This is a genomic window from Pseudomonas aeruginosa, from assembly GCF_001457615.1.
In the GTDB taxonomy this organism is placed as follows: Bacteria; Pseudomonadota; Gammaproteobacteria; order Pseudomonadales; family Pseudomonadaceae; genus Pseudomonas; species Pseudomonas aeruginosa.
Window position 1 is genome coordinate 4,835,255 of the sequence record NZ_LN831024.1, and the last position, 12,088, is coordinate 4,847,342.

Sequence of the window (12,088 nt, forward strand, 5' to 3'; positions counted from 1 at the left end):
GACCGCCCAGGCGGTACGTCAGAACGGCAGCTCGGTCTGTTCACCCGGAGCATGCGGCGGCTGCTCTTCCCTTTCCGGCCGCAGATGCAGCATCAGCCCGCTGAGCCGGCGCACCTTGCGCCGCACTGCTTCCTCGAACACCCCGGGCAGGCTTTCCACCAGGCTGAACCAGTCGCGGGCGCGGGTGATACCGGTGTACACCAGCTCCTTGGTCAGCACCGGGTTCAGCGCGTCCGGCAGGACCAGCGCGGTATGGGCGAACTCCGAACCCTGCGACTTGTGCACGGTCATGGCGAACACGGTGTCCACCTCTACCAGGCGGCTCGGCAGGACGAAGCGCACGCCGCCGCTACCGTCGTTGCGCGGGAAGGCCACGCGCAGCGCGAAGCGCAGGCTGCCGTCGTCGTTGCGCTCGGGCAGGCGCAGGGCGATGCCGATATCGCCGTTCATCAGCCCCAGGCTGTAGTCGTTGCGCGTCACCAGTACCGGCCGCCCCTCGTACCAGCCGTGATCGGCCTCGATCAGGCCAAGGCGCAGCAGTTCTGCCGCTACCCGCTGGTTCAGTCCTTCCACGCCCCATGGGCCGCGGCGCAGCGCGCAGAGCAGGCGGAAGGCGTCGAAAGCCGTCAGTACCGACTGCGCCCAGCGCTCCCAGGCGCCATCCTCCAGCGCCAGTCCGGCGGCCGGGCGGCCCTCGGCCAGGCGTTGCAGGTAGTGCCGGTAGCCGTACGGCGTGCCCGGCGCCTGCGGATGACCGTCGACGAACAGCCGGGCGAAGGCTGCATCGCGCTCCCCGCGCAGGCGCAGGTCGAAGAGGTCGGCGGGCGGACTGTCCAGCAGCGCGCGCGCGTCGCCGGCCTGTTGCCGGTTGACCAACCGCGCCAGGCGCCCGATCCCGCTGCTCGCGCCGAAGCGCCGGGAATGCCGCAGCATGACGGTCTGTTGCGCCAGCGGATGCGCCTGCGCCGAACCTTCGCGCAAGCCCTGCCAGGTTTCGCCGCTGACCCGCTGTAACCAGGCGCGGGTCTCGGTGCTGTACCAGCCCTCCTCGGCATCCCGGCAGAGATCGCCGAGCACCGCGCCGGCCTCTACCGAGGCCAACTGGTCCTTGTCGCCGAGCAGGATCAGGCGCGCCTGCGGCGGTAGCGCATCGAGCAGGCTGGCCATCATTTCCAGGTCGATCATCGAGGCCTCATCCACCACCAGCACGTCCAGCGCCAAAGGGTTGTCCCGGTGGTGGCGGAAGTGCCGGGTATCCGGACGGCTGCCAAGCAGACGGTGCAGGGTAGTGACCTCGGCGGGGATCGCCTGCAACACGTCTTCCGCCAGCGGCAGGGCCCGGACCTGCTGGCCGATGGATTCGGAGAGACGCGCCGCGGCCTTGCCGGTGGGCGCCGCGAGGCGGATGCGCAGCGGCTGGCCGGCGGCTACCGCCGGTGCCTGGAGCAGACCGAGCAGGCGCACCACGGTGGTGGTCTTGCCGGTACCGGGACCGCCGGTGATCAGGCTGAAATAGCCGCGGGCCGCCAGGGCGCAGGCCAGCTTCTGCCAGTCGGTGACGCGCTGGCCGTCTTCCGTAGGCGCCTGCGCGAACAGCGCGGCCAGGCGCGGCGCCAGGTCTGCGGCCAGGGGCGCCTGCCGACCCAGGCGCTCGCGCAGGGCCAGGGCGATCTCCAACTCGTGCCGCCAATAACGACGCAGGTAGAGACGCTGGGCGCAAAGCACCAGCGGCGAGGTCGCCGTCTCGCTCGGCTCGGGATCGCCTGGGCGCTCGTCGACCACCTCCACCAGCGGTGACGCCGCCAGGGCCTCGCGCCAGGCGTCGAGGCGCACGCCGTGCAGCAGTTGCGACGGCAACAGCACATCGCGGCCTTCGTCGCCTTCCGGCGGCAGCGAGAGCGCCGCGTCGGGCGCGCCGAGGGTCGCCTCCAGGTCCAGGCAGACGTGACCGTGGCCCAGTTGGTGGCTGGTCAGCGCCGCCGCCAGCAGCACCCGGGGATCGGCCTGCGGCTGCAACTCGACGAGGAAGGCGACGAACGCCCGGTCCAGCGCCCGTAGCCAGCCGCGCGCCACCCACAGGTCGAGCTGGCGCAGCAGGTCGTGGCGTGCCGCCAGCGGTTGCGCTACCTGGTCGTCGCGGCCATCGCGGACTTCGCCGGCCAGTTGCTTGAGGGTCGGATTCATCGCTCGGCTCCCGGCTGGCCGCTGAACAGCGCGTCCAGGCGTTCGATCAGTTCCCGCGGCGGGCGCTCGAAGTGCAGGCCCTGGGTCGCCGCGCGGGCGCCGCGGAGGAACAGGTACACGGCGCCGCCCATGTGGCGGTCGTAGTCGTAGTCGGGCAGGCGCGCCTTCAACTGCCGGTGCAGGGCCAGCAGGTACAACACGTACTGCAGGTCATAACGGTTCTCCAGCACCGCGGCGGTCATCGCTTCCGGGCTGTAGGCGCCATCGTCGGCGCCCAGCCAGTTGGACTTGTAGTCGGCCACGTAGAAACGCCCCTGGTGCTCGAAGACCAGGTCGACGAAGCCCTTGAACATGCCGTTCAGCAGGGTCGGCGCCAGCGCCGGACGCGCCGCGCCGCCGAGGGTATGGCGCCGGACCAGGGCGTCGATCGCCTCGGCCTGGACCTGGTGGGTGGCGAACCAGAACTCCATTTCCACCTGGTAGGCGACCAGCCCGGCCAGGCTGGTTTCGCCACCGGGCCAACGCAGCGGTTCGGCGAGATACTGCTCCAGCCACAGGTCGAGCGGTTCGGCCCAGTCCTTCCAGCCACGCAGATCGCAGCGTCGCGCGACCAGTTCGCGGCGCCGCTGGGCATCGGCGCGCGCCACCTCGAAGCCTTCGCGGCCGGCCCATTCGAGCAGCCCGTGGAGGAAGGTGCCGGGAGCCGGTCCGCGCGGGAAGCGATGCAGGTCGTCGCGCATCTCGCTGGCGTGCGCGACCGGCGGCTGTTCGGCGGAACGGCCTTCTTCGTGGAAGGTGGCTTCCTCGGCGCTGATCGGCTCCTGCGATTCGTCGCTCTCCAGCACCTCGTCATCGTCCAGCCCGGCGGAGGCCTGCAATTGCAGGCCGGAATAGCTGGCGACCCACCACTTCTCGCGGCTGCTGCGGCGGGTTTCGCGGGCCTGCCCAAGGCCCTGGCCGCGCCCTGCGACATAGCGTTCGGCGTCCGCCTCGGGGGCCGGCTCGACGACAATCTCCCGGCACTCGCCGCGCAACGCGGCGAGGCATTGTCCGAGGCCATCGCTGCCGATGGTCGCGCCGCCGGCAAGCAGGTAGCCCAGGGCCCCCTTGTGCAACTCCGCCGACTTGCTGTTGCTCGCCACCAGCGGCGCGATGCCCAGCCACACCGAATGGCGGGCGCGGGTCAGGGCCACGTAGAGCAGGCGCATGTCTTCGCCGAGGCGCTCGTCGTTGGCCTGCTCGTAGGCCCGCGCAGCCTGCTCCTTGCGCCGCGCCAGCTCGATGACCCGCCCTGCAGCGCCATCCTCGTGGAAACTCGCCGGCGCGCCGCTGTTGCCGTCCAGCTCCCTCCAGCTGCAGATGAAGGGCAGCAGCACCAAGGGGTATTCCAGCCCCTTGGACTTGTGGATGGTCACCACCTTGATCAGGTCGGCGTCGCTTTCCAGGCGGAGGATCTCTTCGCTCCCCGGACTCTGCACCTGCTCGGCCAGATGGCGGATCAGCGCGTGCTCACCGTCCAGCTCCACCGCCGCGCGCTGCAGCCACTCGGCCAGGTGCAGCAGGTTGGTCAGGCTGCGCTCGCCATCGGCATGCCGCAGCAGGCGCGCCGGCAGTTCGAAGTCGGCGAGCAGGCGCCGCAGCATCGGCAATACGCCCTGGGCCTGCCAGGACCGGCGATAGTCGCGGAAGCGCAGGACCATCCGTTCCCAGAACAGTTCGTCCTGGTTCAATCGTTCCAGGGTCGCCCAGTCCAGGTGCAGGCTGCGGGTAGCCAGGGCGACCCGCAGCAGCGTATCGGCACCGGGGTCGGCGCAGGCGCGCAGCCAATGCAGCAGGTCGGCGGCTTCCTGGCTGTCGAACACCGAGTCGCGGTCGGACAGGTAGACGCTGGCCAGTCGTCGCGCCGCCAACGCGCTGCGGATCGCCTCGGCCTCGGCGCGACCGCGGACGAGGATGGCAATATCCGCCGGGCGCAACGCCCGCCAGCCGCCCTGCTCGTCGGCGAAGCCGGCGCGGCCCAGGTCGGCCAGGCTCAGCCAGCGGCGGATGGCGCTGGCGCTGCGCTCGGCCATTTCCTGGCGATACGCCGCGGAGCCGAGCACGCCGGCTTCGACATCAAGGTTCCAGAACGTCATCGCTGGCGCCTCGGCACCGTCGATCAACAAACGTTCGGCGCGCCCCTGGGCGTCCACCGCATGGAACGGCACCGGGTTTTCCAGCCCCTCGCGGGCGAAACGGAAGGCGCCGCGCGGATGCTCTTCGGCGAAGGCGAAGCAGCGGTTGGCGGCCGCCACCATGGCGGCGGTCGAGCGGAAGTTCTTGCCAAGGGTGTAATGCCGCCCGCGAGTGGCCTCGCGGGCGCGCAGGTAGGTATGGATGTCGGCACCGCGGAAGGCGTAGATCGCCTGCTTGGGGTCGCCGATCATGAACAGGCCGGTTTCCCGCGCCTGGGGCTCGTCGGGATCGGCGGCGATCCGGTAGATGCGCTCGAAGATCCGGTACTGCACCGGGTCGGTATCCTGGAACTCGTCGATCAGCGCCACCGGGAACTGCTCGCGGATCAATTGCGCCAGGCGCTCGCCACCAGGCCCCTGCAAGGCGCGGTCGAGGCGGCTGAGCAGGTCGTCGAAGCCGATCTCGGCACGCCGCTGCTTCTCGATCTCCAGTTCGTGCCCGACTTCGCCCAACGCGTGCAACAACAGGTGGGGAGCGAGATCGGGACGCTCTTCCTGATGCGCGGCCCAGGCGTCGATGGCCCTTAGCGCGGCATGCTCGGGCGCCACGCGCTTGGCGGTGAGCTTGATCCGGGTCTGGCCGAACTTGCCGAGGTTGGCCGGCTGCTCGCCGCCCTCGCTCCAGTCCGCCAACGCTTGCAGCCAGGCGTCGAAGGTCTCGTCGCTGTCCTTGCCGCGATAGCTGTTGCCGTTCAGGTAGGGACGCAGGTCGCGCAGCAGCGCTTCCAGTTCGACGCGCGCTGCGCGCCAGGCGGCGCGGGCCTGCGCGTCCAGTTGGTCGAGCTGGCGATACCAGTCGCCGCCCTGCTCCAGCAAGGCTGCCAGTGACTCGGGCGCACTCAGCGCCTGGTCGGCGTAGCGGAAGTCGGCGTCCTGCCGCGCCAGCAGCGGCTGCAAGGCCTTGCCCAGCGCCTCCGGCCCGCTGTAGCAACTGGCCACGGCTTGCGCCGCCGGAGCCGTCAGGCCGTAGAAGTTACGCCGCCAGTAGTCCCGTACCACTTCGGCGAGCAATTCGCTCTGGTCGGTTTCCAGGTTCTGGGTGAACAGGCTGCCGCTGTCGAAGGCGTGCTCGCGCAGCATCCGGTAGCACCAACTGTGGATGGTCGATACCGCGGCCTCGTCCATCCACTCCGCGGCCAGGCGCAGCAGGCGCGCGCAGCCCGGCCAGCGCTCGGCGGGATACTGCTGGCGCAACGCGACCAGCAGGCCGTCGTGGCGCTCCTGCGGCTCGGCGAAACAACGCGCCGCTTCGCCCAGGCGGCTGCGGATACGCTCGCGGAGTTCCTGGGTCGCCGCATCGGTGAAGGTCACCACGAGGATTTCCGGCGGGCTCAGCGGCCGGCCGAAAGCGTTCTCGCCGCCATGGTCGAGGACCAGGCGTACGTATAGCAGGGCGATGGTGAACGTCTTGCCGGTACCGGCGCTGGCCTCGATCAGGCGGCTGCCGTGCAACGGGAAGTCCAGCGGATCGAGGGCCACGGGCATCTGCTGCTGGCTCATGCCTGCTCCTCCGCGCCACGTCCCAGGGCAGCCAGCAGCGGCGCGTAGAGCTGCTCGGCCCAGTGCGCGAACTCACCGCTGGCGAGCAGCCGGTCGAAGTCCGGATAGACCCGAGCCAGCGCCGGCGAGGCGTCCACCTCGCCCCCCATGCCGAACCCTCCCTCGTAGCGCTTGCGCGCCTCGCGCATGGCTTTCTCGGGCTCTGCGGCGCCACCACTGGCGAGCCAGGCGAAAGCGGTCCGGCAGGCCACCGGCAACGGCTGGCGCATGCCCTGGCGCCAGGCGTCGATCAACTGGTCGAGGTACTCGCCGGCACGCTCGCTCGGTAACGGCGGAATCTCCAGGGTGCCGGTCTGGCTCACCAGCACGCTGCTCACCGGCTGGCCTAGACGTTGCAGGGCGAGGTGCTGCAACCAGTGGCGCACCAGGCTGTGCCACTTGAAGCCGCGCCCTTCATGGAGCTTGCCGCTGAGCAACTGCAGGCGCGCCAGGCGCCCGGAAGCGTCGCGACGCAAGCCGCCGAGCCAGTCCTCCAGCTCCAGCCCGGACGTATGGCGATGGCGCAACTCCTGCTGCTGCTCGACCGCCTCCGGCCAGCGCTCGATTTCCTGGCGGTAGCGCCAGAGCAGGTCGGGCAGCGGTTGCAGCAAATGGCGCGCGGAGAACTCGCCGAACGCCGCCAGCGGCAGGCGACCCTGTCGCCGCAGTCGCTCGACCTGGGCCTGTAACTGCGCCGGCAGGCCCTCGGCATCCCAGTCCCGCTCGACCCAGCGCTTCATGCGTTCGGTCAGCTCGAATTGCAGCTTCCAGTTGTCCAGCGCGTCCAGTTCGAAAGGCTCTTCGTCGTTGCCGGTCAATTGCTCGTCGTCGAAACGCACCTTGAGCCGCTGCTGGAAGAACGCATTCACCGGGTTGGCGAGGAACTCCGCCAGCGCTCGCAGCCCCAGTGCGCCCTCCAGTTCAAGCGGCGGCAGGGACGCTTCGGCGTCGGGAACGGCGATGTCGTCCTCGCTATGGACCTCGCGCCACTCGCGGGCGTAGGTGAACAGGCCATCGACGCCCTGCTCCGGCGCATCGTGAAAATACCGACGGCTGAACGGCTGCAGCGGATGCTCCTGGGTCAGGGCACGCAGCAGCGCCTCGCCGTCGCCGTCCGGGTCCAGGCGCCAGCCGGCCGCCAGGTGATCGCGCAACTGGCCGATCAGCACCGAGGGCGGCCGCTCGCCATTGTCGCGGATACTCCGCCCCACCCAGCTCACGTAGAGCTGCTCGCGCGCCGAGAGCAGCGCCTCGAGCAGCAGGTAGCGGTCGTCCTCGCGCCGCGAGCGGTCGCCGGGGCGGTAGTCGTTGCGCATCAGGTCGAAATCCAGCGGCGACTGCTGGCGGGGGTAGTCGCCATCGTTCATGCCAAGCAGGCAGACCAGCCGGAACGGGATCGCGCGCATCGGCATCAACGTGCAGAAACTCACCGCGCCAGCCAGGAAACGCTGGTTCAGGCCGCCCTGGTCCAGGCCGCCGAGCCAGGCCTCGCGTATCACGCTGATCGGCAGCGGCTCGGCGAAGGCCGCACAGGCGCAGTGTTCCTGCCAGCGCTCGAGCAGTTGCAGGAGCTGGGTGAGGAGCAGTTCGTCGCGCTCGTCGTGGGCCTCGAAGAACACCGTGAGCAGGGCTTGCAGGCGCTCGCCCCACTGCGCCGGGGTGGCCGGTTCGGCCAGCTCGGCGTAGGCCACCTCGAGGCGCTCCAGCAGCACAGCCAGCGGGCCTGCCAGGGCGGCGTCCAGGCCACCGACCTCATCGTAGGGCTGGATGCCTTGCAGGGCCGCGCCTTCGCCGACCGCGTAGCCGAGCAGCATGCGCCGCAGACCGAAGCGCCAACTGTTGCCCTCCAGTCCCGCTGGCAGGCCGAGACGCTCGCGCTGCGCGGCATCCAGCCCCCAGCGCACGCCGGCGCCTTCGATCCAGCGGTGCAGGGTCGCCAGGTCGGCCTCGTCGACGCCGAAACGCCGGCGCAATGCCGGGACGTCCAGCAGGTCGAGGATCTCGCTCACGGCGAAACGGCTGTCGGGCAGTTTCAGCAGGTGCTCCAGGGCGATCAGCAGCGGCTCGCGACCGCGCTGTCCCTGGTCGGCCAGGGTATAGGGAATGAAGCGCTGGTCGTCGCGCGGCACCTGGCCGAACACCGCCTCGATGTGCGGTGCGTAGGCGTTGATGTCGGGGACCATGACGATCACGTCGCGCGGCTTCAGGCTCGGATCGGCGTTGAAGCGGGCGAGCAACTGGTCGTGGAGGATCTCCACTTCGCGCTGCGCGCTGTGGGCCACATGGAAGCGGATCGAGGCGTCGCTCCGCGGCGCCACCGGCGGCCAGTGCTCGCGGGTTTCCGCCAACGGGCGCAGTTCGAGGATATCGTCCTGCAACTGGCCGAGCAGCCCGTGCGGGGCCTCCTCGCTGAACAGGTCGATGCGCCCGCCGTTGACCTCGCCGAACAGGTTCCGATAGCTGTCCGGGTCGTCGTAGCTGTCGAGCAGGTTGATGTAGTCGCGGCCCTGCTTGCCCCAGGCCGCCAGCAACGGCTGGGCATGCTGGTGCTGGCGGTCCTCGTCGAGGTCGGCGGGGACGCCGGCGCGGCGCTGCTGGCGGCGGTACTCGTGGCGCAACAGGTCCTTGTCGGCGACGATGTCGGCCCAGTGGTGGCGACAGGGGTTGTGCACGCAGAGCAGCACCTGGCTGAACCTGGCCAGGGCGGCCAGCGCCTCGAGGGTCTGCGCCGGCATCGAGGAAATCCCGAACACCACCACTCGTCGCGGCAACGCGCGCGGCGCCGCGCTGGCGGAGCGCAGCGCCTCGATGAAGCGCCGGTGCACGCCGGAGCGGCTGCGGGCCAGGCTATCGGCACCGACGTCGGCGAGCAGCGCGCGCCACAATTCGGCCTGCCAGCGCTCGTCGGCACCGAGCGGGCGCGCCTGCCCGTTCGCCGTGCGCAACTGGTCGCGGCCCTGGCTCCAGTCGTCGAGCCAGTCGCCGCGATAGACCTGGTACTGGTCGAACAGGTCGGCCAGGCGCTCGGCCAGTTGATGACGCTTTCGCAGGTCGGCATCGTCGGCGAGGAAACGTTGCAGGGTGCGGAACTCGGGACGCTCCAGCAATCCGGGAAGCAGACGCATCAGGCGCCAGGTCAGCGGCGCCTTGTCCAGTTCGGAAACCTCGGGAATGCTTTCGCGGCCCAGCACCGCGCGATAGGCCTGCCAGAGGAACTGCGCCGGCAACTGCACCTCCAGCGCCGCGGCGATGCCGCCACCGCCGCCGCCGTCCTCGCGGGGATCTTCGGCCAATGCCAGCTTCAACCATTGGGCGATGCCGTTGCTGTGCACCAGGACCCGCTCGCTTTCCAGCGGCGCCAGCGGATAGCGGCGCATCCAGGAAACGGCGAGGTCGCGCAGGTCGTCCAGGCGATTGCCGTGGACGATCATGAATCCGGGCGTGAGGGCGGTGGTTCCCAAGGGTTCTGGCATCGGTACGGCTATTCCTGGCGCAAGGCTCTGGCGAAAGAGGTCAGGATCGGGCGGCGACGAAGCGTCGTTCCAGTTCGAGGCTGTCGGCCATGCGGAAATCGCTCCAGCGCTCGCTCAGGCCGAGATGGCTGTCCGCCTGGCAATCCGGGGCACTGGCGCAACGGCGGGTGAAGGTGTTGACCACCTCGACCATCTCCTCGCGCTCGGCGCCGACCAGCAGCGCCGCGTGCGCCAGCACCACCGGCCGGCCGGCGCCGTTGCGCCGCCAGCGTTGCGCGGTCCCGGCGAGCTTGCGCCCATCCAGGGTGACATTGTAGCGGCCGTCGCAGAAGGAACCGGCCACGGCGCCCACGCCGGCGTCCAGGCCGCGCTCGCGGAGCCAGTCGCAGATCGGCTGGCACAGCCGCAGGTAGGCGGTTTCGATACGGGTCTGCTCGTTGTCGCCGGGCCCCAGCGCATAGGACAGGGCGATGTTCAGCACGCCCGGCGATTGCGGCACCGGCTCGCCGCCGGTATCGCGCAGCAGCACCGGCCAGCCGCGTTCGGCGACCGCTGCGCTGGCCGGCGCGAATCCTTCCAGGCGCTCCATCCGGCGCGGCATGACCAGCGCCCGATCGCAGGGCTGCCAGAGCAACAGGCCATGCTCGCGGGCACCGCCACACACCTCGTCGAGCAGGGCGCGCTCGGCGTCCAGCCCATCCTGCACGGAAAACACTTCGACCACGATTCTTCCTCTTCCAGGCTGGTACGGCTCGGCTCCCACGCGGGGAGCACTGCCTATGATAGCCAGTGGCGGCGCCTCCGTGCGCCGTAATCGCGAGGAAGTTGCCGGGAAATCAGCAGGTTGCCGAGCGCAGACGGGCCGGGCGGCGCTGCCAGAACTCGGCCAGCAGGACCCCGGCCAGGGTCAGCGCGCCGCCGACCAGGTGATGGACGGTCAGGCGCTCGCCGAGCACCAGGGTGGCGATGCAGGCGGTGATGATCGGCAGCAGGTTGAAGAACAGCGCCATCCGGCTCGGCCCGAGACGGGCGACACCGTGCATCCAGGCCAGCGCGGCGACGATCGAGGCGAACAGCGCGGCGTACAGCACCAGCGGCAGGTTGGCGGCGTTCAGGCCGGTGCGCGGCGACAGCAGGTACAGCGGCAGCAGGGCGAGGATCGCCACCAGCACCTGCAGGTAGAGCACTTGCATGGCCGGCAGCTTCAGGCTCCATTTCTTCAGCAGCACGCTGTACACCGCATAGGCCAGGGTGGCGACGATCATCATCGCGTCGCCGAGATTCACTCCATGCTCCAGCAAAGCGCCGAGATGGCCCTGAGAAATCACCAGCACCACGCCGGCCAGCGACACCAGCGCGCCGAGCAGCGCCCCGGCGTTCAGCCGGTGGGCCAGGATGCTGCTGGCCAGGCCCAGCGACATCAGGGGCATCAGCGACAGGATGATGCCCATGTTGGTGGCGCTGGTCAGCGCCGCCGCGTAGTAGGCCAGGCTCTGGTAGACGGCCATGCCGAGCAGGCCGAGGACCACGAACTTGCCGAGGTTGGCGAGGATGTAGCGGCGGTTGCGCAGCACCGGGCCGAGCATGAAGGGCGTCAGCGCCAGGCCGACCAGCAGCCAGCGGAAGAAACCGATCTCGGCGGGCTGGATGATCCCCACGGCGAGCTTGTTGACGACGGTGTTGCCGGCCCAGATGAACACGGCCAGCAGGGGAAACAGGTATTGCATGGGAGGTTCCGCACTATGAAAAAGGAATACGCGGCCATTCTGAGCCAGTCCGAATACAGACGTATAATGAATTCCAGACAAACCACCCGTAGGTTCGGACATGTCGACCACCACCTTGCTGCGCCTTCCCGATCTCCAGGGGCAGTCTTTCGACGTCTATTTCCGCTATGACGAGTTCGGCGCCGACACCCATTCGCCGCCCCACACCCACGCCTGGGGCCAGCTCAACTATGCAGCCCATGGCGTGATGCAGCTGGAGATCGACGGCCAGCGCTTCCTCTCACCTCCGCAATACGCGGTATGGATACCACCGGAGCGGGTGCACAGCTGCTACAACAGCCAGGCCATCGTCTACCGCTCGCTGTACCTTTCCGCCGAGCTGTCACGACGCCTGCCGGCGACACCCTGCACCCTGGCGATCAGCGCGATCCTCAAGGCGATCCTCTCGGACTTCGCCGAGCGCGGGGTCAACCTGCCGACCTCGGCGCAGGACCTGCGCCTGGCCCGGGTCGTCATGGACCAGCTGGAATGCGCCCAGCCCCACGACGACTACCTGCCCTACGGCCGTACCCCGGCGCTGCGCGAGGTGCTCGACGCACTGCAGGCCGAGCCGGGCGACAACCGCTCGCTGGCGCAATGGGCGCAGCAGGTGCACAGCACCGAGCGAACCCTGGCCCGGCACTGCCAGCGCGAACTGGGCATGACCTTTGGCGAATGGCGCCAACGCCTGCGCTTCCTCGCGGCCATCGAGGCGCTGGAAGCCGGCAGGGGGATCCAGCAGATCGCCTTCGACCTCGGCTACAGCAGCCCCTCGGCGTTCATCTCGATGTTCCGCCGGCTGGCCGGCACCACACCGGAACAATACCGCCTGGCCAGCCGCGCCCAGGACATGCCGATGCTGTAACCCGCCGTGCATGCGTTGCGGCTATGC

At 69.7% G+C, this 12,088-nt stretch carries 6 protein-coding genes; 1 reads left to right on the top strand and 5 read right to left on the bottom strand.

The window, feature by feature from the left end:
- Positions 1-18 precede the first annotated feature (18 nt).
- The 5 genes from recD to AT700_RS22285 all read right to left on the bottom strand — a co-directional run bounded on the left by recD (position 19) and on the right by AT700_RS22285 (position 11,157).
- On the bottom strand, positions 19-2,184 hold the full coding sequence (gene recD / locus AT700_RS22265; RefSeq protein WP_033945560.1) for an exodeoxyribonuclease V subunit alpha: 2,166 nt from the start codon (positions 2,182-2,184) through the stop codon (positions 19-21).
- Complete coding sequence (gene recB, locus AT700_RS22270) at positions 2,181-5,918, bottom strand: exodeoxyribonuclease V subunit beta (protein ID WP_048521580.1); 3,738 nt, start codon at positions 5,916-5,918, stop codon at positions 2,181-2,183. The genes recD and recB overlap by 4 nt, the downstream gene beginning before the upstream one ends.
- Complete coding sequence (gene recC / locus AT700_RS22275; protein ID WP_031806058.1) at positions 5,915-9,430, bottom strand: exodeoxyribonuclease V subunit gamma; 3,516 nt, start codon at positions 9,428-9,430, stop codon at positions 5,915-5,917. The genes recB and recC overlap by 4 nt, the downstream gene beginning before the upstream one ends.
- 40 nt (positions 9,431-9,470) lie before the next feature.
- The gene (locus AT700_RS22280; protein ID WP_003110110.1) at positions 9,471-10,154 is read right to left on the bottom strand and encodes a lipoate--protein ligase family protein; all 684 of its coding nucleotides are present in this window, start codon (positions 10,152-10,154) and stop codon (positions 9,471-9,473) included.
- A gap of 112 nt (positions 10,155-10,266) precedes the next feature.
- Positions 10,267-11,157: a DMT family transporter gene (locus tag AT700_RS22285; RefSeq protein WP_031806060.1), complete on the bottom strand. Its 891-nt coding sequence runs from the start codon at positions 11,155-11,157 to the stop codon at positions 10,267-10,269.
- 100 nt (positions 11,158-11,257) lie between these two features.
- Here AT700_RS22285 and AT700_RS22290 point away from each other — a divergent pair, with 100 nt between their 5' ends.
- Entirely contained in the window at positions 11,258-12,061 is an 804-nt protein-coding gene (locus AT700_RS22290) for an AraC family transcriptional regulator (protein WP_003103975.1), read from the top strand.
- Positions 12,062-12,088: the final 27 nt, after the last annotated feature.